This is a genomic window from Methylomonas sp. MED-D, assembly GCF_050276835.1.
GTDB lineage: Bacteria > Pseudomonadota > Gammaproteobacteria > Methylococcales > Methylomonadaceae > Methylomonas > Methylomonas koyamae_A.
The window spans coordinates 279,599-303,979 of the sequence record NZ_CP189965.1 but is presented as its reverse complement, the minus strand read 5'-3'; the positions used below and the strand labels follow the sequence as shown (position 1 = coordinate 303,979).

Sequence of the window (24,381 nt, the reverse complement as noted above, 5' to 3'; positions counted from 1 at the left end):
CCGCGCTCGCTTGTCCGCAAGACACGATAAAAAGACCGTACAAAAACATCGATCTCACGGCGCTACTCCTACTGCCTGATTATAAAAGGCGATATTGCGTTCCAACTTGACCTCTTGCAGCTTGGCGTTACGAATCGCCTCCAAGGCTCTGGCTTGAATTTTTAACAAATCCAGCAGGTTGATCTCGCCGGCCGAGAAACTGATCTCGGTCATCTTCAAATGGGTTTCGGCGATGTCTTTCAGTTCGTTGGCAATGGCCAGTTCCGCGCGGGTCACTTCCAGCGCATGCTCAGCTTCGTGCAAATTCTTTTCGAGCTGCCGGTACAAATGTTCGCGTTGGGCCATCGCATTGTTCAACTCCAGATTAGCCTTGGCGATTTCCGGCGCGTTGTAAGCATCGCCACCAAACAGCATGACGACGTTCACGCCCACGCTTTCGACATTCTGCCCGCCCCGGCCGTCGCGTTGGCTCTTTGCGCCTACGCCTAGTTTCGGCTGGTTGATCGGATCGGTCGTGCGTATCCATTCGACCTCGGCGCGCCGCCGCTCGATGATGGCGTTGATGGCATCCAACATCGGATGATCGTTGGCGACCGTGGTAATCTCGCTCTGGCGTTCGCGATAGCTACTCGGCACCTTGGTCAGTGTCGTGAGATTGGTGTAGGCCTTGCGGCTGTGCATGACTTCGGCTTCCGCCTGCGTCACCAGCGCCCGATTTTGCAAATATTCGCCCTTGGCCAAAAGCAAGTCGGCGCGCGGCAAATCGCCCAGCTCGACCCGGCGCTCGACCTTTTTCATCAATTGCTCGGAGATCGACAGCGCGTTTTGCGCCTGCTGCAAGCCGATGTTGGCAATTTCCATATTCCACAAGGCATCGCGCACCAGCCGAACGACTTCCAACTTAACCGCTGCCAGTTGTTTTTGCGCGGCCGCGCCGGCGCGATCCGCCACGACCTGACCTGCTTCGCGCTGCCCCCATTTCCAGGTGGTGATCTCCACTTGGGCCGACGCTTCCCGCGAACCCAGATCGTCGGCGATCCGGTCGTCCATGTAACCCAATTGCAAGGCGGTGGAACCCGCCACCCAGCTGTCGCTACGCTCGGTCAGAGCCTCGGCCTCCTGGCTCAAGGCCTCGCTGATCAAGCGGTCGGGGTATTTTTCCAAGGTTTGTTCGATCAAGCCCGGTAAACTCAGTTGCGGATCGGTTTCTATCGGATCGAGATGCTCGACGATCATCGGCCCCGCCGACATTGCGTGAACGGGCGGCGGTAACTCAGTGGCCGGCGGCTCCGCCCAACACGCGCCAGCTGACAACAACGCGCCGAACAACGCGTTTGGAATATGACGAAATCCGGTCATATTTTTCTCCGAAAATGTAGGTATGCAGAAATCCAGAATACCCGATTTGAAACGGGTGAGCGCCAAAATACCGAGCTTGGCCGAAGCAAGCCGGACGTCAGCGCGACGTTTGACTAATCAACAGGGAGGCGCGCGAGAAGAATGGAGACTAACACCGGGCTGGATGAGTTCCGGAGGGGGATCGAGACGACGGAATACCAAAGTCGCAGACGCTAGCGGTGCTGGGCCGAATATCGACGTGTCGAACGCATGGGAAAGGTTATCGGCGTAAAATAACGGTAAATTGAGCTTAATTGCCGAACCGACTTCAACCACGGCACTTTGCGCATGGAGCTCGTGATGGATATGGGCCAGCACTTCGTCGGCGTTCGCGGCACGCCATTGCTCGAATTCATGCAAATGCCAGCCGCCGACACCGACTTCATCGCCGACATGCGCATGCACCAGCGGGGCTACCAATTGCAGCAACACCAAAAACACCACGAGAAACCGACGCAAGAATGCAACCATTTTAATGTTTAATACTCTGTATGATGGCGGATTCAGGTAAGCTCGGGTTGTTGCCGTTGGCACGAACCGTTATTCTACTTGAAAAAGACGATCTTACCCCGACTATCGGCATAGACTTCAATCAACACCAGGTAAACCACAACATGAACAACAAAACGCGTACTTTAGCCGGCTTGCTGATCGCAATGGCCTTGGCGTTCGGCGGCATTGACGCGGCCCACGCCAAGCGCATGGGCGGCGGCAAATCGTTCGGCAGTAAACCCAGTTACAGCACGCCGTACCAGCGTCCCACACCCAGCGCGCCGACCAGCCAACCTATCCGCTCGCCGGCTCAGCAACAAGCCGCCGCGCAAAATCAGGCCGCCCGGCAAAACTGGGCCGGACGTGGTGGCCTGATGGGTATGCTGGGCGGATTGGCGTTGGGCGGCTTGCTCGGTTCGATGTTCTTCGGAGGCGCCTTCGAGGGTCTCAATTTGATGGATATCGCGCTATTCGCCGGCCTCGCCTTCCTCCTGTACCGGCTGTTCGCCGCCAAATCCGCGCGCCAGCCCGCCGTTGAAGGCGCGCATGCCCGCGAAGCTTACCCGCCCCAAGCAGATCCGGCGGACTACCGACAACCCGCGCAAAGCACGGCCGGTTTCAACACCGATTTATTATTCGGCAAGGGCAAGGCAGTCGGTAGCGCTCCGGCGCCGCAAGCCTTCGACGCCGGCAACCTGCCGGCCGGTTTCGACGCGAAAACCTTTCTGAACGGCGCGCAAAACGTCTATCGACATTTGCAAGCGGCCTGGGACAACCGGGATCTGGCGGAAATCCGCAGCCTCACTACCGATAAAGTGTTCGCCGAGATACAGGAGCAGCTGCGCGCTTCCGGCGAAACCCACAGCACCGAAGTGCTGGCGCTGACCGCTGAGTTACTGGATGTCCGGGAAGTCGGTAGCGAACTGGAAGCCTCGGTGCTATTCGATGCCACGATCCGCGAAAACGGCGGTCAAGCGAACCCCGTAAGGGAAGCCTGGCATTTTACCAAACCGAAATTCAGTAATGAGCCGCGCTGGTATCTGGACGGTATCCAGCAAATCGAGAATTGAGCATGGCGGCCGACAGTCGCGAGATTCGGCGGCGCTACGACCGGCTGGCGCCGTGGTTCGACGGCCTGGAGAGCGTCCTGGAAGGGCTTTTCTTCCGCCGCTGGCGCAAGCGACTTTGGGCCGAGGTCCAAGGGCAGCACATACTCGAAGTGGGAGTCGGCACCGGCAAGAATTTTCCGTTTTACCCGGCCGACGCTCGCGTGACCGCGATAGACTTCAGCCCCAACATGTTGACGATCGCCCAACGTAAGCGCGAACGCAAGGGCCTGAGCGCGGAACTGGCGCTGATGGACGTGCAGGCTCTGGATTACGCCGATAACTGTTTCGATACCGTGATCGCCAGCTTCGTGTTCTGCTCGGTACCGCGTCCGCGCAAGGGCTTGAAGGAACTTTACCGAGTCTGCAAGCCCGGCGGTCAAGTGCTGCTTTTGGAACACGTATTAAGCACGAACCGGATCATGGCAGCACTGATGCGGCTGTGCAATCCATTAACCGTCCGTCTGTTCGGTGCCAACATCAACCGAGAGACCGTCAAAAACGTCCAATCCTGCCCCTTCCGACATATCTACGTCGATCCGGCCAGCGGCGACATGATCAAACTGATCCGCGCGGTCAAGTAGGCCAACGGCATCCCGGTTTTACCATTTGCGCCCCCCGGTCTAAAATGGCCGGACGCTAACGCAATCGGCTTTGGGTTTATGCCACTTTCACATATCATCGCGCGAGCGCGCCTCTTACTGCTGTTGGCGGTCACCGCCGAACCGACCCATGGCGAGGAAGCGATTTCGGAGCTTAAATCGCTGTCTCTCCAGGCGCTAAGCAGCAGTACCGTGGCGATCGCCGCCAAGCGCAGCCAGGCGGTCGGCGAAACACCCTCCGCGGTATTCGTGGTCAATCAGGAAGAAATCCGCCGTTCGGGTTTGCAGTCTATCCCGGAGATTCTCCGCCGAGTGCCCGGCCTGGAAGTCGCCCGAGTGGACGGAAATCATTGGGCTATCACCAGTCGCGGTTTCAACGGACTTTACGCCAATAAATTGTTGGTGATGGTGGACGGCCGCACCGTCTACGATCCTCTCAACTCCGGCGTGTTTTGGAACGAACAGGATTATCCGCTCGAGGATATCGACCGTATTGAGGTGATTCGCGGACCCGCCGCTACAATGTGGGGTTCTAATGCCGTTAACGGCGTGATCAATATCGTCACTCGCTCCGCGCAGGAGACCCAAGGCACGCTGGTCAGTACCGGCACGAGCCAGGAAGAACCCGGCTTCGTCAGTGTCCGCTACGGCGGAAAACTCGACAACGACTTGCATTATCGCGTATACGGCAAATACAACCACCGCGACCGTTTACATCTGAACGGCGGCGATCTGGCTTACGACGCATTGGACATCGGCCGTGCCGGTTTTCGTAGCGATTGGAGTTTGGACGCTCGCCATAGCTTGATCGCCCAAGGCGACTATTACAACGGTAACACCGACCAGACTCTAAGCAATCCGCTGGACGGTATGAGCATCTCGGCCGATCCCGGTAAATCCTACGGCGGCAACTTACTGCTTCGCTGGCAGCAGGCGCTGGCCGACGACGCTCGCCTGCAAATTCGCGGCTACTTCGACCATGCCACCCGCGACCAGTCGTTACTCGACTACAGCCGCGACTCCCTCGACTTGGACATGCAGCACGATTTCCCCTGGAATGACCATCTGTTGACTTGGGGCGCCGGCTATCGTTACGTCGGCGACATGCTCCAACTTAAGTCGCCGTCGTTGACGATATGCCCAACGCATCGAGACCGACATTGGTTCAACCTGTTTGCCCAAGACGAGTGGCGCTTACTGGCGGAAGAACTGCGCCTGGTTTTGGGCGGCCGTCTTGAGCATAACGATTTTAGCGGTTACCAGTTGCAACCCTCCGCCCGCCTACTTTGGCAACCGGCACCCCATCACGGTGCTTGGGCCGGCGTTTCGCGGGCCGTCCGCGTTCCGACGCGCGTCGAACATGACCTGAATACCTTTTTCTCGTTGGGACCGGGCACGACCGCCAACATTCGCGGCAACCCGAACTTAGCTGCCGAAACGGTCGTCAATTACGAGATCGGCTATCGCTTCTTTCCCAATTCGGCGTTTAGTCTGGACACCACCTTGTTCTACGGCGACTATAGCCGACTGACCACGACCGAACCGCTCGATCCCATCAACGGGAATCGGACCATAACGATCCCGCTATTGATCGACAATCAGGCTTATGGCGAAACCTACGGCTGGGAATCGGCTGTGAATTGGCGACCCGCGCAAAGTTGGCGGTTGCAAGCCAGCTACAGCTTGTTCGGCATTGCGCTGCACAAGCGTCCGGCCAGTTTGGATAGCGCCGCCGAAGCCGCCGAGACCGCTAGCCCCTCCAACCGCTTCAACATCAGCTCGTACTTGAACCTGCCCCACCAACTGGAATTGGACCTACACTGGTACTACACCGGCCGCTTGCGCAGCCAAATTGACGGATACCACCGCTTCGACGCGAGACTGGGCTGGCAGCCTAATTTACATCTCGAACTAGCACTCGGCGCCCAGAACCTGCTGGACAACCGGCACCTGGAATTCGCACCCAGCCCGGACAATGCCCTGGTTGCCAGCGAAATCGAACGCAATTTTTATCTTAAAGCCACGGTGCGCTACTAAATGCCGGCGAAGCAAAGCTTCCGCATCCGCAAGCCCGGACTTCCGGGTCCCGCCAAGGGGCCGCGACGCGGCTGGCTGCTGGGCTGGCTGCTTTCCGGCATCGTTTGCGCCACCGAGCAACACCAGTTTAGCGAACACGAACTAAAAGCCGCGTTCTTATACAACTTCGCGTATTTCGCCAGCTGGCCCGATGACGACATCCATGCGAACTTCAACATTTGCAGCTATTCCGCCTCGCCGGTGACGCCGGTGTTGGCCCGATTGGTTGACGGCGAACGATTGCACAACCGTCCGTTCCGGCTAGTTGTCGATCCGGGTTCCGATCGACTGAGCGAATGCCAGATTTTGTTCATTCCGCTGCAACAGGAGCGCATAACGGCCGCCGCGCTGGAACAAATCAAGCCATACCCGGTGTTGACGGTTAGCGACATACCGGATTTCGAACAACGCGGCGGCATGATTCGACTCGCTAGCGAGGGTCGGCGGATAGTACCCGTGATCCAACTGCGCAATGTCTCGAACGGCAACCTGCGGATCAGCTCCAAGTTGTTGCGCAGCTCCCATCTGGTCGAGTAGGCGGCATTATGTTCAGCGGCACGCCATCCATCAGACAAAAAATTCTAGCGATGGCGCTTGCGACTGCCTTGCTGACCGGAATCCTGTCGTTGTCGTTTTTTTTGGTTACCGATTTTCATCAGCAGCGACAAACCCTGCTGGAGCAAAGCAAATTACTCTCGCGCATCCTAGCCAGTAACGTGGCCGCCGCCGTGATTTACCACGATCCGGCCACCGCGACCGAGGTATTGGCCGCGCTGAAGGAAAAGTCCGACGTGATCTCGGCCCACGTATTCACACCGGACCGCCAGGTTTTCGCGGAATATCGCAGCCGCTTAAGCCAACACATGGCGTTATTGGCTGAAATCGACCAAGGGATTTCAGCGGGTTCCCACACCGTCGACACGCTATCCAGCGACGACGCGACCTACCGCTTTAATGACGATTGTCTGGCCGTCGTCGTACCGATTCGACTGGACAGCCGATGGGTCGGGTTCATCGACCTGCATCTGTCGCTGGCGGAAACTTCGGAACATTTCAGACGCACGGTCCACGAAGCCGTTTCCGGCTTAGCGATCGCCATTCTATTTTCGGTATTACTAGCCCGTTGGCTGGGGCGGCGGGTCAGCCGTCCATTGCAACGTCTGACCCGTAGCATCGAACAAGTCAGCCGCAATCATAGTTTCAACACGCGCCTAAATACCGACAGCCGCGACGAAACCGGCGTTTTAATCCACAGTTTCAACAACATGCTAGACCGACTCGAACAACAGGAACACAACAAGAATGCCCTGATCGTCAAACTATCTCACGCCAAATGGGAAGCCGAGCGCGCCAGCCGCGCCAAATCCGAGTTTTTGTCGAGGATGAGCCACGAACTGCGCACACCGCTGCACGCCATTATCGGTTTCGGCCAATTACTGGAATCGGACCCCGAACACCCGCTAAGCGAGGAGCAACACGACTCGGTGCGGCATATCCTGAATTCCGGAAATCACTTGCTGGCGCTGATCAGCGAGTTGCTGGACCTCGCTACCGTGGAAAGCGGCAAACTGAATCTGGTACCCGGACCGATCGAGTGCCGATCGCTGGTCGAGGAAACCGTCCGACTTGTCACCCCGCAAGTTCATCAAGCGGGACTGCAAATCGGCATCAGCGGCGGCGAAGCGCTACCGCCGGCGAGCGCCGATCGTTTGCGTTTGAAACAGTGCTTGTTGAATTTGCTGTCGAACGCCATGAAATACAACCGCGCCGACGGCACGATCCAGGTATCGATCTTCATGGCCGAGACCAAAGTCGCAATCGCCGTCGAAGATAGCGGCCGCGGCATCGCCGCCGAGAATATGCCCCTGCTGTTTCAACCCTTCACCCGTTTTCATTTGGAACAGGAAACCATCGAAGGCACCGGGATCGGTCTTTTGATCACCAAACACATGGTGGAGTTGATGAACGGCGAATTATTGGTCGACAGTAGGCCCGGCGTGGGCAGTCGCTTCACGATTTTACTGCCGGTCGCCTCCACCGACGCCGACCAGTCGGAGCCAGGGGTTTATACCGGATACGGCGTGACCCCTGAGTCCAGTCAAGGGTAGGGCGGGAACTTCCCTTCACCGGTAACCGTAAGGGCGCAAGGCCGGCCCCCTGGCTCGCGGGTTCCGGCCGAGCTCGGTGCTAACGCACGGAATTGATGGTGCGTTCCATTTCCTCGCGGCTGAGATGGCGAACGTCCTTGCCCTTGACCATGTAAATTACATGTTCGCAGACGTTGCAAGAATGGTCGCCGATCCGCTCCAGGGCGCGGGCGGTCCACAGCATATCCAACGCGCGGGTGATATTGCGCGGATCTTCCATCATCTGGGTGATCAGCTGGCGGGTGATGCTGTTGTATTCGCGGTCGACCTTGGCGTCTTGCGCGGTGATCGCGATGACTTCCTCGACGTCGTTGCGGGCGTAGGCATCCAGCGCGCCGTTCAGCATACCCTTGACCAGATTCAGCAAATGCTCGATTTCGTAGTATTTGTCCTGGTAGTAGTCGGTGCCTTCCAGACGCATCACCATCCGCGCGATCCGGGTAGCCTCGTCGCCGATCCGCTCCAGGTCGGTAATGATCTTGATCGTCGCGATCAGCATCCGTAAATCGTAGGCGGCGGGCTGGCGGCGCGCCATGATATCGGTGCATTCGTGGTCGATTTCCTTTTCCAGCGTATCGACCTGATGATCCTGCAACACCACCTGATCGGCGCTTTCCATGTCGTAACTCATGAAGGCCTTGGTAGCGAGATCGACTTGCTCTTCCACCAACCCGCCCATCATCATCACTTTGTTACGCAGCTCCTCCATTTCCTGGTTGAACTGCTGGGAGATGTGTTGTTTGATTTTGCTGTTATCCATGTTTACCTCCTAGCCGTACCTGCCGGTAATGTAATCTTCGGTTTGTTTCTTAGCCGGGTTGGTAAACAACTCGCTGGTTTCACCGAATTCGATCAGTTCGCCCATGTACATGAACGCTGTGTAGTCCGATACCCGCGCCGCCTGCTGCATGTTATGAGTGACGATAACGATGGTGTACTGTTCCTTCAACTCGTTAATCAATTCCTCGATTTTCAACGTAGAAATCGGGTCCAAGGCCGAAGCGGGTTCGTCGAGCAGAATCACTTCCGGTTCGATTGCGATGGCCCGGGCAATCACCAAGCGCTGCTGTTGGCCGCCGGACATACCCAAGGCGTTGTCGTTCAAGCGATTTTTCACCTCGTCCCACAGCGCCGCGCCGCGTAGCGATTTCTCGACCACTTCATCGAGAACCCGTCGGTCGTTGATGCCTTGGATACGCAAACCGTAAGCGACGTTTTCGTAAATGGTCTTCGGAAAAGGATTAGGCTTTTGAAACACCATGCCGACCCGGCGCCGCAAGGCCGCGACATTGACCGATTTGTCGTAGACGTCGTCGCCGTCCAGCAATATTTTGCCGCGGATGCTGACACCGTCAACCAGATCGTTCATCCGGTTGATGCAACGCAACAGGGTCGATTTGCCGCAACCGCTGGGACCGATATAGGCCGTGACCTTCTTACGCGGCATTTCCATATTGATGCTATGCAAGGCTTGTTTTTGGCCGTAAAACAATTCCAGATTTTCAACTTTGATGCAGGTTTCGATTTTGCCGGCATCGGGCTTCTCTTCTCGATTCAGCGCATTAATGTCAATGCCGTGAGTGCGTTTTTGTAGTGTCGTCATGTTATCGGGTCCGAACATCGGGATATCGATGGCTGTTAGTTTTCGAGGGCGCGGTATTTTTCCCGCAAGTTATTGCGTATCGCGATCGCGGTCATGTTCAGACCGACGATGACCATCACCAGCAGCAGCGATGTCGCGTATACCAGCGGCCGGGCCGCCTCGACGTTGGGGCTTTGAAAACCGACGTCGTAGATATGGAAACCCAAATGCATGAACTTGCGGTCCAAGTGCAGATAGGGAAAATTGCCGTCCAGCGGCAAGGTCGGCGCCAGCTTGACGACACCCACCAACATCAGCGGCGCCACTTCGCCGGCGGCACGAGCCACGGCCAAGATCAAACCGGTCATGATGGCCGGGCTCGCCATCGGCAGCACCGTGCGCCACAAGGTTTCGGCCTTGGTCGCGCCGAGCGCCAGACTGCCTTCGCGGATGGATTTGGGTATCCGCGACAAACCTTCCTCGGTGGCGACGATAACCACCGGCAGGGTCATTAACGCCAAGGTCAATGCCGCCCAGAGCAGACCCGGCGTACCGAACACCGGCGCGGGCGCCGCCTCCGGATAAAACAGCCGGTCGATATTGCCGCCGATGATATAAACGAAAAAGCCCAAACCGAACACGCCATACACAATGGACGGCACCCCGGCCAAATTGTTCACCGCGATGCGGATCACCCGGGTGATGAAACCTTGCTTGGCATATTCGCGCAAATAAACCGCCGCAATCACGCCGAATGGCGTCACGACCACCGCCATCAGCAACACCATCAGCACCGTACCGAAAATGGCCGGGAATATGCCGCCCTCGGTGTTGGCTTCGCGCGGCTCTTCCTTGATGAAGTCGATAAAGCGCGCTACGTATTCGATCGATTTATCGAAGGTGCTCATCGCATTGGGCCGCGTCAGTTTGACGACCCGATGCAACGGTAGATTGACTTCTCTTCCGCCGGCTTCCGCGACGACCAGATTGACGCGTTTGATCTCCCGGTTGAGCTGTGCGAGTTGTTGTTGAATTTGCTGATATTGCACCTGATAGGCCTGCTTTTGGGCGGCGAATTCGCGCTCGGTGTCGGCGCTCCAGGTACCTTCCAACTCCAGCTTGCGTTGCCGCAAGCGCAGGCGCTCCAGATTGTAATTAATCGCGCCGATGTCCTTGTTTTGCAAACGGTCGATCTGTTCATGCAAGGCCAGCGCGTCATTCAGTTTTTGCTGGGCTACCGACCAAGCGGATCCGCCTTGCGCCAGGACGTTGCCGTCCTCCTTGACCGCGACCAGTCGGCCGTAAAAATTGCCCCACTCGCGGCGCTCGATGCACGCCAGATCGTCCGGATGCGCTATTCCGGTAATGTATTGCTGCAATATCCAACGGAAATCGCTACCTAATATATCCCGATTGCCGGTCTTGACCAGATGCTGTTCCAAGTATTCGGCATTGTTCAAGACTTCGTGACCGGCGGCCCTGGCTTGCGCGGTCGGCAGCAATGCGGTGGCAACCTGCTCGCCGACGATAACGCTGTCCAAGCCTTGCTGATCGCGGTAGTGATATTCGACGATGTCGGCCGGCCAAAAATGCCCCAGACCGCGCACCGCAATCAACAATAGCAAACCGATCACCAGAACCAGGTTGATACTGACCGCGCCGGCGGTGAACCAAATCCACGGCGTGCCGCTTTTGAACCATTCTTTCATCATAATGAACTGTATTTTTGTCTCAGATTCTGCCGAATCATTTCAGCCAAGGTGTTGACCACAAAGGTAAACATGAACAAGACCAGCGCGGCCAAAAACAACACCCGATAGTGGGTGCTATTGACTTCGGATTCGGGCATTTCCACCGCGATATTCGCGGACAAGGTCCGCAGGCCCTGGAAAATACTCAGGTCCATCACCGGGGTATTGCCGGTCGCCATCAACACGATCATCGTCTCGCCGACCGCCCGGCCGAAGCCGATCATGATCGCCGAAAAAATACCGGGGCTGGCCGTCAGTAAAACCACCTTGGTCAAGGTTTGCCAGGGCGTCGCTCCCAAGGCCAGCGATCCGGTGGTCAAATGCTTGGGAACGCTGAAAATCGCATCCTCGGCGATCGAAAAAATCATAGGAATGACCGCGAACCCCATCGCCAGGCCGACAACCAATGTATTGCGTTGATCGTAAGCGATGCCGAATTCCTCGCGCATCCAGGTGCGCAGATCACCGTTAAAGCATAAGGCTTCGATACCGGGACTGACTTGAAAGGCCAGCCAAGCGGCGAAAACCACGACCGGGATTAATACAATGGCATCCCAGCCGTCCGGAATTTTTTGCCGTTTTTGCTCCGGGAGGAACTGCCAAGCGTAGGCAAACAGCATTACCGCCAACGGCACGATCATCAGTAGTGCGAAGATTCCCGCCAGATTCGCTTCGACGAACGGCGCCAACCACAAACCTGCCAGGAAACCCAATATCACGGTCGGCAACGCCCCCATGATTTCGATGCCCGGTTTGACGTATTGGCGAATCCCCGAAGACATGAAATAGCCGGTGTAAATCGCGCCGAACAAGGCCAGCGGAATGCCGACCAACATCGCGTAAAACGACGCCTTCAATGTGCCGAACACCAGCGGCGTCAAACTCATTTTCGGTTCGAAGTCGTTGCTGGCGGAGGAGGATTGCCAAATATAATCCGGCTTGGAATAGCTCTCGTACCAAATCTTCCGCCACAACGATTTCATCGAAATTTCCGGATGTTCGTTGGTCAGCTTCCAGGCCTTGAGGTTGCCGTCGGCGTCCTCGGCCAGCACATGGTCGGCTTTCGGCGACAACGACATTGCCATCGGCGCGCCGGGCATTACCGGCTGTTTGATCAGTTCGCGCTCGGCGGTGGAATTAAACACGCCCAGCATACCGCTGTTATCGACCACCAGCATGCCGCGCCGGCGCTGCTCAGGATTGATTTTGACGATGGGGCTGTCGGCGAGCTTGAAACTGCGCAATTTTTGCAAGCTAACGTAATTCTGCTCGTTGCGTACCATCGACCACTGCGCCAATTCGCCCTTGGAATCGCCGACCAGCAGCGAATTTTCGCCATTCAAAAACTCGACGTCGGTAATTTGCCGGCCGTTATCGACCAAGTTCATTTTGTGCTTGACAGCCAAGGTTGACGATTCGCCAACATCGACCACCGTCAGGCTCTGTTTGGAGAGCAGATAAAGGTTGTGCTGTTCCTTATCCAACAACATGAATTCGACATCGTCGCCCGGTACATCCAGCGTTGCATCGCTTCTATCCAACGTGACTTCGTCGTCGAACATCGACTCTTTCTTGCTGAGCCTAACCAGAATCAAACGATGATCGGCGGTCTTGGCAACCAGCAGGCTATGCTCATCGCCGATCGCGAACGTCAATTGCAGCAAGGACTGACCGGAGTTGTCTATCGTCAACGGCTGCTCGCCGAGCGGGTAACTGATATTCGGCGTCACCACCCGCTTGCCGTCGGGGTAACTTAATTTGTACTCGTGCTTCATAATTACCGCGCGACCGTCGGACAGGCCGTAGCCGACGACACCGCTGTCCGGGCTGCCGTGGCTAAAACTGGCAATCTTGGCGGCGTCGGCGCCAAGCAATTCCTGGGCTTTCACTGTCTGCCCGTCCGCGACCCGAAAAAATACCGCATTACCGGTATCGGTAAAGCGCACGGCCAATTCGTTTTGCTCTTCGGTGGCCAGGAAACGAGTCTTGCCCAAGGCCGGCTCCGGCACCGGATAACCGCCGGCCGGCTGCAGTGTCGCCGGCAACAGCAACGGAAACACCACATACAGCAAATAGAAGAAAATCAGGACGACGGCGACAATGATGCTCAGACCACCCGCCACCACGCCGCGCGCGACGATTTTGTCTTTTAACAGCCGCCAACGCTGATGACGTTCGCTCGAGGCGCTCTGCAGCAACGTAGGTTTCGCCGGAATCGATTGGACTTCAGTCATAACAAGGCATGTGTAGTTAACTTGGGTTGCGCCGCTTGGAAACGACGCGGCGCCAACAAAAAAGCCGATAACCTTTAGGGATTATCGGCTTGAGCATTATACAAGATCAACGCCCGTAGAAAGGGGGAGTGGGGAATAGGCATTGATGCAAGTCGCCGTTCCTTGGTTGCATCCCTGCAACGAAATCCATGTATCGTCCATCCCTGAAACTTAGATTACTGTACCAAGGACAGGGCTTTTTCGACCGCTTTGGCCGGCAGCGGAATATAGCCGTCCTTAATCACGACTTGCTGACCGGCTTTGGACAGCACCATCTTGAAGAACTCTTTTTCCAACGGTGCCAACGGCTCGTTGGGTTTTTTGTTGACATAAATGTATAGGAAGCGCGACAACGGATAAGCACCGGAGGTGGCGTTTTCGGGAGACGCTTCGACGAAGGCTTCGCCGTCCTTGCGGGCCAGCGGCACGGCTTTTACGCCGGAAGTCGAATAGCCGATACCGGAATAACCGATGCCGTTATTGGACGTGGTCACCGATTGCACGACCGAAGCCGAGCCGGGTTGTTCGTTGACGTTACTTTTGAAATCGCCCTTGCACAGTGCTTCATCCTTGAAGAAGCCGTAGGTGCCGGAAACCGAGTTGCGGCCGTATAACTGGATCGGCTTGCTCGCCCAGCCGCCGGTCAGGCCGGCTTGTCCCCAGGTGCCGATGTCGTTCGCATAGCCGCATTTTCGGGTGGACGACATGATGGCGTCGACCTGCGGAATGCTCAAACCCTTGATCGGGTTGTCCTTGTTGACGAATACCGCCAACGCATCGATCGCGACCGGGATAGCGGTTGGTTTATAACCGTATTTGCTTTCGAAATCGTCGATTTCGTTGTCTTTCATCTTCCGGCTCATAGGACCCAGATTCGCGGTTCCCTCGGTCAACGCCGGCGGCGCGGTCGATGAGCCGGCGGCTTGAATTTGAATATTGACGTTAGGGTAAATCTTGCCGAATTCTTCCGCCCACAGTGTCATCAGGTTGGCCAGGGTATCGGAGCCGACACTGGAAATGTTACCGGAGACGCCGCTGGCCGGCGCGTATTCGGGCAGAGCGGGATCTAAGGTGGCAGGCGCGGCGGCCGCGACTCCAGTCAGCGTTGCCGATACGAACCCGAATCCTAATGCCAGTGACTTCAGCGCGAAAGTATTTTTCATAAATGATCTCGAAAAGGTTTGTTTTAAAACTTGCAAACAGTTTGCCAAGCAAGCGTGACAATAGTATGAAGCGAATATGACAGTTTTGTGACAATTGCCGGCGAATTGTAGGCCTAGCCGGCCGCCGGCGTCACTCGCGCCTAACCGAGCTATCGGCTACGGCGGCGCGGCGTAGCGTCAAAAACCGATAGCGGAAATCGACGACGGGGTCGTCGTCGACTTCCTCGGATTCGACCTCAAGCCAAGCTTCGGCATCAATTTCCGGAAAAAACGTGTCGCCGGCGAAATCCCGGTCTATGCAGGTCAAATACAAGCAGTCGGCCCGGTCCAGCAAGGCCCGGTAAAGTTCGGCGCCGCCGATCACGAATACCTCGTCATTGTCCCGGCAATGCGCCAGCGCCGCGTCGATGCCTGCGAACACCAGACAACCCTGGGCTTTGTAATCGCTCGCGCGGCTGACCACCAGATTTTCCCGACCCGGCAGCGGCCGGCCGATCGCCTGATGGGTTTTACGCCCCATTAAAACCGGTTTGCCCAGCGTGATGCGTTTGAAGCGCCGCAAGTCGGCCGACAAATGCCAGGGCATACGGCCGTCCAAGCCGATCGCCCGATTGGACGACATCGCGACGATCAGTGAAATTTTCATGGAGTGGGTTAAGATGGCTAGCCTTGTTCAAACCGAAGATGATACTAGACATCAGCCCATGAAGAAAAACATACTGGTGGTATTTACCGGCGGCACGATAGGCTCCAAATCGGAGGCGGGCACGATAAACACCTCGGCCGACGCCGGCTTCGCGTTGTTGCAACTCTACCGGCAAAGCCACCCGGACATTGCCGAAACCGTGACGTTTTCCAGTATGCAGCCGTTTGGCATACTATCGGAAAATCTACACCCCAGCCATTGGCGATCCATGGTCTCCGCGATAGAAGCCCTGGATCTGGCGAGTTTCGCCGGTATCATCGTTACCCACGGCACCGACACCCTAGCGTTTTCCGCCGCGATGCTGGCGCTGTACTTCAACCGTTTGCCTATACCGCTGGTACTGGTCTCCAGCGATAAACCGCTTGCCGATCCGCGGGCTAACGGGCTGGATAACTTCAGTTGCGCGGTTTCTTATATCCGCGACATCGGCACGGCCGGCGTGTTTGCGGCGTATCGCAACCCAGGCGGCGTGATGCGCTTACATCTGGCCAGTCGCCTGGCCTCCTGTCTGCCGCTAGGTAGCGATTTCATCAGCGCTCAATCCCGGCCCTACGCGACCTATTCGCCCGACGGTTTCGAATTCCATCATCCGCTGTCGCCACGTAGCCCGTACGCGCTAAAACCTGACTTCTCGAAAAAATTGCTGGTGATCCGCCCCTATCCCGGCTTGAATTACCGCGACTTCCGTCTGGATGGCTGCGATGCAGTGCTGCACGACCTGTACCACTCCGGCACCGCCTGCGTATCGGCCGAGGCTGGCGCCGAATACAACCTTATCGAGTTCGCCGCCACGTGCCGGCAGCGCGGCATTCCGCTGTATCTGGCCCCGGCGCTGTATTCGGACGACGCTTACGCCTCGACCCGCGCATTGCTTTCGGCCGGCGCCGAAATGATTTGGAATATATCGCTGGAAGCGGCTTACGCCAAACTCATACTGGCGCTCGCCAATTTCGACTCGCCCCAGGCCATCTCCGCGTTTTTGAGCGCCGACGTCGCTTGGGAACATCTGAGTTAAGGCCAGCCCGTCTTCCCGACAATTAACGTGCGAAAAACTTCGCCAGAGCTTCGGCTCGTCCCGCCGACACCGTTTGCGCATGCGGACGACTTTCGATCAGCGCGATGTAAGCGGCAACGTCGGGCAAATGCTCCGCCACTAAATCGACGCCGTAAATCTTCTGCGTCACGAACCCCACCAATTGCAAGTGCGGCCAGGCGATCACGTCGGCCAACGTGAAGTGCTCGCCCAGCGCGTAAGGGCTCCGGGGCATGATGCGGTTCAGACCTTTCAAACCGTTTTCCACCTTGGTTTTTACCTCGTCCTTAACCTCCTGGGACACGGCGGTGCCGAACAACACTTCGCCGTAGAGGCGGCGAGCGATCAGTTCGACGTTCAATTCGATATGTTGAATGAACTCGCGGCATTTCGCGCGTTGGTAAGGATCAGCCGGATACAGAGGATACTCGGGGAAGGCGTCTTCCAAATACTCGAGTATGGCTTGAGATTCCGACAAATAACCGTCGGCGGTCTTAATGAACGGGATTTTGCCGAGCGGGGAGCGCTTCAATACCGCCTCGTCCTGACTAGGCCGCACCAATTCTTCATTGAACGGCAGGTTTTTCTCTAAAAGCGCGAATTTGACCTTGTTGTAATAATTGCTGATCGCAAAACCGTACAGAGTAATCATGCTGTTGTCTCCCTTGATTAAAAAACGACCGATCCAAACAGACCGGTCAGTCTATTGAAATAATACAGACCGGTCGGTATAGTTGCAACATCGTTTTTCTCTCGCCGCCATGACCCGCAATCTGCAAGAACATATCCTGAATGTCGCCTCGGAGCTGTTTTACAGCCAGGGCATAAAAACCACCGGTGTCGATGCCGTCGTCAAAGCGGCCGGCACCACCAAAATGAGTTTGTACAAATATTATCCGTCGAAAGACGATCTGGTGTTGGCGCATTTGCGCAAGAGCCGGGCCAAACTTCAGGCTTACATCCAAGAATATTTGTTCAAGGCCGGTACCGATCCGGGGCGACAACTGCTGGCGGTTTTCGATGCTTTCGGGGATTTGCAGGCCAACCCGGCGTTTCGCGGCTGCCCGTTTATCAACGCCGCCGCCGAATTCGCCGACTCCGGCAGTCCGATTCAACAAACCGCCGCCGAATTTTCGGAAGGCTTTCGCGCGCTGTTATCCGATTTGGCCGCTCGGGCCGGCGTCCGAGATCCGGAGCCGTTATCCAAACAGTTGGCGATGTTGATCGCCGGCGCGATGGTCGGCGAGCAAATGCGGCGCGGCACCGAAAACATGCGCTTGGCGCGCGAGGCCGCCAAAATCCTGATCGCATCGGCCCGCGATTGAGCCATTTCGCTCGCGCCTGCAACGATTACAATAAGCGCCGCCCTCGTTTCCCCGGTTTCATCAAGTGAATCTCCGCCAACTGGTTTCCCAAACCGCAATCTACGGCCTCAGCAGCATTGTCGGCCGCTTCTTGAATTATCTGTTGGTCCCGCTTTACACCTATACCTACAGCGCCGCGGAATACGGCGTGGTCTCCGAGTTTTACGCCTACGCCGGCTTCTTCGCGGTCGTGTTGGCGTTGGGCCTGGAAACCGGTTACTTTCGGTTTCGGCAAAATCCCGCCTATTCCGGCGACGCGATTTATGCTAACGCCCTTAGTTTACTGACCTTGGCCAATACCGGATTCCTCGCCGCCGTCGCTTACTGGCGCCAGGACTTGGCGGATTGGCTGCGCTATCCGGATCATCCGGAGTATCTGGTCTGGTTTGCCGCGATTTTAGCGCTGGACGGCATCACCGCGCTGCCGTTCGCCCGACTGCGCGCCGAAAACCACGCCTGGCGTTTCGCCGGCATCAAATTGAGCGAGATCGCGATGACGATCGCGCTGAATCTATTTTTCCTGTTGCTATGCCCAAAACTGGCGCAACACTGGCCGGACGCGGCGTGGTTACGCTTTTACGACCCCACCTTGGGCGTGGGCTACATCTTCATCGCCAATCTGATCGCCAGTCTGACAAAATGGCTGCTGCTGATGCCGCAATTCCGCCGGATACCGGTCAACCTAAATCCGGCGCTGCTCGGCCCCATGCTGCGCTATTCGCTACCGATGGTGGTGATCGGCTTCGCCGGTATGGTTAACGAAATGCTGGACCGGGCCATCCTGAAAATCCTACTACCTTACGATCTGACCACCAACCTGAAACTGCTGGGCATCTACGGCGCCTGTTACAAACTATCGATTCTGATGAGTTTGTTCGTGCAGGCCTTCCGCTACGCCGGCGAACCGTTCTTTTTTGCTTACGCCGGCCGCGCCGATGCCAAACGCGCCTACGCGTTGGTGATGCGCTATTTCGTCATCGCCGGGGTGTTCATCTTTTTGTTGGTGACGCTGTTTATCGACTTCTTCCAGTATTTTATCGGCGCGGAATATCGAGCCGGCCTGGAAATCGTGCCCGTCCTGTTAATGGCGAATTTGCTGCTCGGTATCTATGTGAATTTGGCGGTCTGGTACAAACTCGGCGACCGCACCGGCCTCGGTGCCTGGGTATCGCTGGCCGGCGCCGCGTTGACGGTAGTCTTGAATCTTTATTGGATACCGCTTTGGGGCTACGTCGGCTCGGCCTGGGCCACGCTGGCTTGCTATGCCTTCATGGCGGCGGCTTCCTGGCTGCTGGGACGGCACTATTACCCGGTTCCGTATCCGTTGGCCCGGATGTTCAGTTACTTGATCCTAGGGTTGGGCTTGTACGTCGCCAATCGCTGGACCCTAAGCGAATTCCATTGGAACGCCTGGCTGAGTGGCGGCCTGGGCTTGACGATTTATCTGACGGTCGTCGCGGCCTTCGATCTGAAGCCGCTAATCCGTCGAAGCTGAGCCGTGGCAACGTAGGTTAATCGGCGGCGTTGGCGCCGCCCTGCATCGCCAACGCCGCTTGATACAGCAACTTTTTACGCTGCCCGGTGATGTCCGCCGCCAACGCGGCGGCGGTTTTCGTCGAGCACTCCTTCAACAACAAGGCCAGAATCCGCCGCTCTTCGCCGCTGATTTCGCCGGCGGTTTCCGGCGCTTGATAGCCGGCGACAATGACCACAAACTCGCCCTTGCGCATGTTTTCGTCGGTTCTGACGCGCTCGGCAACCTTATCCAAGCGATCGCCGACGATGGTCTCGTGCAATTTGGTGATTTCCCTGGCCACGACGATGGGATGTTCCGGCGGAAACACCGTCAGCATATCGGCCAACGCATCCTCGATCCGATGGCTGGACTCGTAGAAGGCCCAGGTCGAAGTATCGCTTAATTTGGTTTCGAAAAAGCCTTTGCGGGCCGACGAGGTGCGCGGCAAAAACCCTTCGAAACTGAAGCGACTGGTCGGCAAGCCGGCGGCCGAGAGCGCGGCAATCAACGCGCAAGCGCCCGGAATGGGCACGACATCGATGTGTTGGCGTCGCGCCAGTTGAACCAAGGGTAGGCCAGGATCGCTGATCAGCGGCGTGCCGGCATCCGAGACCAGTGCCACCGACTGGCCGTCTTGAATTTTGGCGATCAAGCCCGCCGAGGCATGCTCTTCGTTGTGCTGGTGCAGCGATTGCAACGGCTTGCCGATGCCGTAGTGCTGCATCAGCAGCTTGGCGTGGCGGGTATCCTCGGCGGCGATCAAATCGACGCACTTCAAAACCTCGACGGCTCGAAAGCTGAGATCGGCCAGATTCCCTATCGGCGTGGCGACCACGTATAATTTCCCGGACATTTCCGCTGCAGGCCCTCTTGCCATGTCTGATTTTAAATTCGCCGCCATTATGCCCGCTCGCTTGGCCGCCTGCTGTGTTTTCGGGCTGTTATTGACGGCCTGCGCCGAAGAGCCGGTGAAATCCGTCAAACCTCAGACCGCGCGGACCAAGTCGGCGGCGAAACGCGGCAAGCCCAACGAACCGGCCCAAAGCTACCGAATAGCGGACAACCAGAACGGCTTGCATTTGCTCGATGCCGATACCCGCATTCAGGCCGGCGACAGCGAAGCCGCGCAAAAAGCCCTGGACCGGATCAATCCGGAGCAGCTAACGCCCGAGCAACTGAGCAAGTATAAACTGCTCGACGCGCAAATCTCGTTGAGCGCCGGAGACGCTGAACGAGCCTTGCACAAACTGGAAGGCACCCGGCCGGCGGTGTTGGCCGAAGCCGACCGAATTGCTTACTATCAGTCCCTGGCCTTCGTGCACGCCTTGCTCGGCGACGTTCTGCCCTCGGTACGCGCCCGCTTGAAGCTCGGCCAATTACTGCAAGCCCCGGAACAGCAAAGGCAGAATATCGCGGCAATCCTGGACGCATTAAGCGTACTGCCGGTGGAAACCTTGAATGCATCTGCGCCGGTGGCCGACGAACTGAGCGGCTGGATGGCGTTGGCCAAGATCCTGAAGCAGCGAGGTTCGCCGGGTTTCGATTTGAGCGGGCAAATCGCCGGCTGGCGGCAAGCCTATCCCTACCATCCGGCCAACGCCGAATATCTGCAAACCTACCTGAATGCGCCGGCGGCCGCGGCCGAACCCGCGCCGAGTGAAACCGCTATTGGCCCGGCCTCGGCGACCTCCGCCGCCGGTGCCAACCTCGCCGTGTTGTTACCCAGTGCCGGTCCTTACGCACCCGCCGCGAAAGCCATCAAGGAGGGTTTGTCGGTCGCCCACCGCTTGGCGGCCAGTGCCGCGCCGCAACCGGGATTGAAGTTTTACGACACCAGCCAGGGCGAACCGGGCGAACTGTACCGCAAGGCCATCGCCGAGGGCGCCGGCTTGGTGGTCGGCCCCTTGGTTAAGGAAGACATTCAAACCTTAGCGCTATCCGGCGAGCTGCCGATACCGGTGCTGGCGTTGAACCAGGTCGACCATCTCGGCAAGGCCAACCTGTACCAATTCGGTCTAAGTCCGCAAGACGAAGCCGAGCAACTGGCACGAAAAGCCCGCCGCGACGGCCTGCAAAACGCGGTGTTTCTGGTGCCGAATACCCCCCAGGGCCAGCGCGTCGGCCATTTTTTGACCTCGGCCTGGCAAGCCGGCGGCGGCAGCGTTGTAGGTCTGGAACAATACGACCCCAAGCAGCACGATTTCTCGGGATCGGTCGCCACTTTGCTGGCGCCCTCGGTCAGTATCGACGGTAAGAAACAACCCTTGGCGGTATTCGTCAGCGCCAGCCCGGAAGTCGCCCGCGAATTGGCGCCGCAGCTCAAGTACCCGCAAAGCGCCGAATTGTCGATTTACGCGATGCCCAACCTTTACAGCGGCCGGCAAAATCCGGTGCGGGACGTGGACTTGGGCGCCATCCGCTTTTGCGACATGCCATGGTTGTTCGGCGAATACTATCCCGGCCCGCTGAGCCAGTCGGCGTTGCAAAACATCTGGCAAGGTCTGCCGGACAGCCAAATCAAACTGGTGGCGCTGGGCGTGGACGCCTACAATCTGAGCGGGCAATTGACCCAGTTAGCCGGCGGCGCTTATGCCGGCGCCACCGGACGCTTGACCTTGACCGGCGAAAACCGGATCGGCCGGGCGCTGGTTTGCGCGCAATTCAAGGCCGGCGTGCCGATCGCCGACGGATTTTTGAATTGATCCGTTTCGGCAAACCCAAACCCGCCCATTTGCAAAGCGGCGCCGACGCCGAGCGCTTGGCACTGAACCATTTGCAAGGCCAAGGACTGATCTGGGTGTGCAGCAATTTCCGCTGCAAAGGCGGCGAATTGGATCTGGTAATGCGCGATGGCGAAATGCTGGTCGTCGTCGAAGTTCGCTACCGCAAATCCGAACAATACGGCGGAGCCCTGGCCAGTATCACGCCGCAAAAGCAGGCCCGCATCGTCGCCGCCACTCAGCACTATGTCATAATCCACAAGCTAAACCACCTATCGGTTCGCTTCGATGTAGTGGCCGTCTCCGGCGACAAGCATCTCCATTGGATCAAAAACGCATTTCAAACCTAACATGAGCTTACAAGACCGCATCATCAGTCACTTCTCCGACAGCATCCAAACCAAGCAAGATTCGATGGCCAGTTTGTGCGAGTTGATCGAATTCGCCTCGCAGAAAATTGTCGAGGCCTTGGTCAACGACCGGAAGGTATTAACCTGCGGCAACGGCGGCTCGGCCGGCGACGCCCAACATTTCTCGTCGGAAATGCTGAACCGCTTCGAGCGCGAACGGCCGGCCTTACCGGCGATTGCGTTGACGACCGATACCTCAACCATCACCTCGATCGCCAACGACTACCACTACGACGAAATCTTCGCCAAACAACTCCGCGCGCTGGGGCAGGCCGGCGACATCTTGTTGGTTTATACCAGTAGCGGCAATTCCGGCAATATCGTCAAGGCCGTGAAAGTCGCGCACGACCGCGACATGACCGTGATCGCGCTGAGCGGCAAGGATGGCGGAATATTGGCCGGCGCATTGAACGAAGCCGATATCGAAATCCGCGTGCCGTCCTATTCCACGGCCCGGATTCAGGAAGTCCACTTGTTGATTTCGCATTGTTTGTGCGATTTGATCGACCACCAATTATTTGGCGGCTAACCTAAGCGATCGAGCAAGAGTTTGACGGAACGCGGCCGGCGCGCGCCGGCCGCTGGCGGCCTTAAGAGCTAGCGGCCGGAGATAAACTTGACATCGCGCTTGCCGACCCCGCGATATAGCTGGCGCGGCCGGCCGATCTTCAGCTCCGGATCCGAAATCATTTCGTCCCACTGCGCGATCCAACCCACCGAACGGGCCAGCGCAAAAATCGCGGTAAACATCTCGGTCGGGATGCCCAGCGCCCGCAACACGATACCCGAGTAGAAATCGACATTGGGGTAAAGTTTTTTCTCGACGAAATACGGATCTTCCAGCGCGATGCGTTCCAATTCCATCGCCAGCTTGAACAGGCGATCGTCGTTTAAATTCAATTCGTCCAACACTTCGTGGCAGGTTTGCCGCATCAGTTTGGCGCGCGGGTCGTAATTTTTGTAGACCCGATGCCCAAACCCCATCAAGCGGAACGAGTCGTTTTTGTCCTTGGCCCGCGCCACGTATTCGCCAATTCGGGAGACATCGCCGATCTGCTCCAACATGTTCAACACCGCTTCATTGGCGCCGCCATGCGCCGCGCCCCACAAGCAAGCGATGCCCGCCGCGACGCAGGCATAGGGGTTCGCCCCACTGGAACCCGCCAGACGCACCGTCGAGGTCGATGCGTTTTGTTCGTGATCGGCGTGCAGGATCAGGATGCGATCCAGCGCGCGGGTAAGCACCGGATTGGCGATGTAATCGTCGTACGGATCGCCGTGCATCATCCGCATGAAGTTTTCGGCGTAACCCAAGCGGCGCTTGGGATATATGAAGGGTAGGCCGATGCTGTACTTGTAACACATCGCCACGATGGTCGGCATTTTCGCGATCAGCCGGATTGCCGACATGTAACGATCCTCACGACTGTTGATGTCCATGACGTCGTGATAGAAAGCCGACAGCGCGCCGACCACGCCAACCAGCACCGCCATCGGGTGGGCATCGCGGCGAAAACCGTTGTAGAACTTGGTCAATTGTTCGTGCACCATCACGTGTTGACTGACCGTCGTGACGAAATTCTTCATTTCCGCGCCGTTGGGCAAATCGCCGTTCAGCAATAGGTAGCAAACCTCCAAAAAGTCGCATTTTTCAGCCAATTGCTCGATCGGATAGCCGCGATACAGCAAGACGCCCTCGTCGCCGTCGATGAAAGTGATCTTGGACGTACAACTGGCCGTGGAGGTAAAACCTGGGTCGTAAGTAAAATGGCCGGTCTGCGCGTACAGCGAGCGAATGTCGATCACCGAAGGCCCCAAGGTACCGGGCATCACCGGCAATTCGTAGTGCTGGTCCTGATCGTCCCGTTTTATCGTCACTTTTCTGTCAGTCATCGGGGAATTCTCCTGAAAGCTTGCGTTTAATGGCGGTGATGCAGCTATTCTATTGCAAACAGCAAATAAACACAGCCGAAAATCGGGATTGTTCACGAATTGACTATTTACTGATAACCGATAGTTGCGGACGAATCCATGCAAAAACC

22 protein-coding genes are annotated in these 24,381 nt (G+C 57.2%); 11 read left to right on the top strand and 11 right to left on the bottom strand.

What is annotated here, in order from left to right:
- Window positions 1-54: 54 nt before the first annotated feature.
- Window positions 55-1,359 (bottom strand): TolC family protein, encoded by a 1,305-nt coding sequence (locus ACQE3E_RS01345; protein ID WP_064025330.1) that lies wholly within the window; start codon window positions 1,357-1,359, stop codon window positions 55-57.
- A 117-nt stretch (window positions 1,360-1,476) separates the two neighbouring features.
- Entirely contained in the window at window positions 1,477-1,869 is a 393-nt protein-coding gene (locus ACQE3E_RS01340; RefSeq protein ID WP_157197747.1) for a hypothetical protein, read from the bottom strand.
- A gap of 143 nt (window positions 1,870-2,012) precedes the next feature.
- Here ACQE3E_RS01340 and ACQE3E_RS01335 point away from each other — a divergent pair, with 143 nt between their 5' ends.
- The 5 genes from ACQE3E_RS01335 to ACQE3E_RS01315 all read left to right on the top strand — a co-directional run bounded on the left by ACQE3E_RS01335 (window position 2,013) and on the right by ACQE3E_RS01315 (window position 7,782).
- Window positions 2,013-2,960: a Tim44 domain-containing protein gene (locus ACQE3E_RS01335; RefSeq protein WP_427501164.1), complete on the top strand. Its 948-nt coding sequence runs from the start codon at window positions 2,013-2,015 to the stop codon at window positions 2,958-2,960.
- Between the two features lie 2 nt (window positions 2,961-2,962).
- The gene (locus ACQE3E_RS01330; protein WP_427501163.1) at window positions 2,963-3,580 is read left to right on the top strand and encodes a class I SAM-dependent methyltransferase; all 618 of its coding nucleotides are present in this window, start codon (window positions 2,963-2,965) and stop codon (window positions 3,578-3,580) included.
- Window positions 3,581-3,658: 78 nt separating this feature from the next.
- A complete protein-coding gene (locus tag ACQE3E_RS01325) occupies window positions 3,659-5,635 on the top strand; it encodes a TonB-dependent receptor plug domain-containing protein (protein WP_313729288.1) in 1,977 nt (658 codons plus the stop codon).
- Window positions 5,636-6,211 carry a YfiR family protein gene (locus tag ACQE3E_RS01320; protein ID WP_313729289.1) on the top strand — a complete coding sequence of 192 codons (576 nt, stop codon included), beginning with the start codon at window positions 5,636-5,638 and terminating at the stop codon, window positions 6,209-6,211.
- A gap of 50 nt (window positions 6,212-6,261) precedes the next feature.
- On the top strand, window positions 6,262-7,782 hold the full coding sequence (locus tag ACQE3E_RS01315) for an ATP-binding protein (protein ID WP_427501162.1): 1,521 nt from the start codon (window positions 6,262-6,264) through the stop codon (window positions 7,780-7,782).
- Between the two features lie 79 nt (window positions 7,783-7,861).
- On the opposite strand, the gene phoU is transcribed toward ACQE3E_RS01315, so the two are convergent.
- From phoU to ACQE3E_RS01285, 6 genes are all read right to left on the bottom strand, one after another.
- Window positions 7,862-8,581, bottom strand: a complete 720-nt coding sequence (gene phoU, locus ACQE3E_RS01310) for a phosphate signaling complex protein PhoU (protein WP_064025342.1) — start codon at window positions 8,579-8,581, stop codon at window positions 7,862-7,864.
- Window positions 8,582-8,590: 9 nt separating this feature from the next.
- Complete coding sequence (pstB, locus tag ACQE3E_RS01305; protein WP_064025385.1) at window positions 8,591-9,424, bottom strand: phosphate ABC transporter ATP-binding protein PstB; 834 nt, start codon at window positions 9,422-9,424, stop codon at window positions 8,591-8,593.
- A 35-nt stretch (window positions 9,425-9,459) separates the two neighbouring features.
- On the bottom strand, window positions 9,460-11,115 hold the full coding sequence (gene pstA, locus ACQE3E_RS01300; protein WP_064025344.1) for a phosphate ABC transporter permease PstA: 1,656 nt from the start codon (window positions 11,113-11,115) through the stop codon (window positions 9,460-9,462).
- Window positions 11,112-13,388 (bottom strand): ABC transporter permease subunit, encoded by a 2,277-nt coding sequence (locus ACQE3E_RS01295; RefSeq protein ID WP_313729291.1) that lies wholly within the window; start codon window positions 13,386-13,388, stop codon window positions 11,112-11,114. Before ACQE3E_RS01295 ends, pstA begins: the two co-directional genes overlap by 4 nt.
- Before the next feature lie 215 nt (window positions 13,389-13,603).
- Window positions 13,604-14,590 (bottom strand): PstS family phosphate ABC transporter substrate-binding protein, encoded by a 987-nt coding sequence (locus tag ACQE3E_RS01290; RefSeq protein ID WP_064025348.1) that lies wholly within the window; start codon window positions 14,588-14,590, stop codon window positions 13,604-13,606.
- 130 nt (window positions 14,591-14,720) lie between these two features.
- Window positions 14,721-15,236 (bottom strand): dihydrofolate reductase, encoded by a 516-nt coding sequence (locus ACQE3E_RS01285; RefSeq protein ID WP_313729292.1) that lies wholly within the window; start codon window positions 15,234-15,236, stop codon window positions 14,721-14,723.
- Between the two features lie 58 nt (window positions 15,237-15,294).
- On the opposite strand from ACQE3E_RS01285, the gene ACQE3E_RS01280 reads away from it, so the two are divergent.
- Window positions 15,295-16,311: an asparaginase gene (locus ACQE3E_RS01280; RefSeq protein ID WP_427501161.1), complete on the top strand. Its 1,017-nt coding sequence runs from the start codon at window positions 15,295-15,297 to the stop codon at window positions 16,309-16,311.
- A gap of 22 nt (window positions 16,312-16,333) precedes the next feature.
- Here ACQE3E_RS01280 and ACQE3E_RS01275 read toward each other — a convergent pair whose 3' ends face one another.
- Complete coding sequence (locus ACQE3E_RS01275; protein WP_427501160.1) at window positions 16,334-16,981, bottom strand: glutathione S-transferase family protein; 648 nt, start codon at window positions 16,979-16,981, stop codon at window positions 16,334-16,336.
- 82 nt (window positions 16,982-17,063) lie between these two features.
- Between ACQE3E_RS01275 and ACQE3E_RS01270 the strand changes: the two genes are divergently transcribed.
- Both ACQE3E_RS01270 and ACQE3E_RS01265 read left to right on the top strand, forming a co-directional pair.
- Window positions 17,064-17,654: a TetR/AcrR family transcriptional regulator gene (locus ACQE3E_RS01270; protein WP_427501159.1), complete on the top strand. Its 591-nt coding sequence runs from the start codon at window positions 17,064-17,066 to the stop codon at window positions 17,652-17,654.
- 64 nt (window positions 17,655-17,718) lie between these two features.
- A complete protein-coding gene (locus ACQE3E_RS01265) occupies window positions 17,719-19,188 on the top strand; it encodes a polysaccharide biosynthesis C-terminal domain-containing protein (protein ID WP_427501158.1) in 1,470 nt (489 codons plus the stop codon).
- A gap of 16 nt (window positions 19,189-19,204) precedes the next feature.
- Here ACQE3E_RS01265 and rsmI read toward each other — a convergent pair whose 3' ends face one another.
- Entirely contained in the window at window positions 19,205-20,062 is an 858-nt protein-coding gene (gene rsmI / locus ACQE3E_RS01260) for a 16S rRNA (cytidine(1402)-2'-O)-methyltransferase (RefSeq protein ID WP_427501157.1), read from the bottom strand.
- 22 nt (window positions 20,063-20,084) lie between these two features.
- Here rsmI and ACQE3E_RS01255 point away from each other — a divergent pair, with 22 nt between their 5' ends.
- From ACQE3E_RS01255 to ACQE3E_RS01245, 3 genes are read left to right on the top strand one after another with little or no spacing between them, the layout of a single operon-like run.
- Complete coding sequence (locus ACQE3E_RS01255) at window positions 20,085-21,911, top strand: penicillin-binding protein activator (RefSeq protein ID WP_427501156.1); 1,827 nt, start codon at window positions 20,085-20,087, stop codon at window positions 21,909-21,911.
- The gene (locus tag ACQE3E_RS01250) at window positions 21,908-22,279 is read left to right on the top strand and encodes a YraN family protein (RefSeq protein WP_427501155.1); all 372 of its coding nucleotides are present in this window, start codon (window positions 21,908-21,910) and stop codon (window positions 22,277-22,279) included. The genes ACQE3E_RS01255 and ACQE3E_RS01250 overlap by 4 nt, the downstream gene beginning before the upstream one ends.
- Before the next feature lies 1 nt (window position 22,280).
- Window positions 22,281-22,868, top strand: coding sequence for a phosphoheptose isomerase (locus ACQE3E_RS01245; RefSeq protein ID WP_064025363.1), 588 nt, complete (start codon window positions 22,281-22,283; stop codon window positions 22,866-22,868).
- Window positions 22,869-22,936: 68 nt separating this feature from the next.
- Here ACQE3E_RS01245 and gltA read toward each other — a convergent pair whose 3' ends face one another.
- The gene (gene gltA / locus ACQE3E_RS01240; protein ID WP_064025365.1) at window positions 22,937-24,232 is read right to left on the bottom strand and encodes a citrate synthase; all 1,296 of its coding nucleotides are present in this window, start codon (window positions 24,230-24,232) and stop codon (window positions 22,937-22,939) included.
- Between the last annotated feature and the right edge of the window lie 149 nt (window positions 24,233-24,381).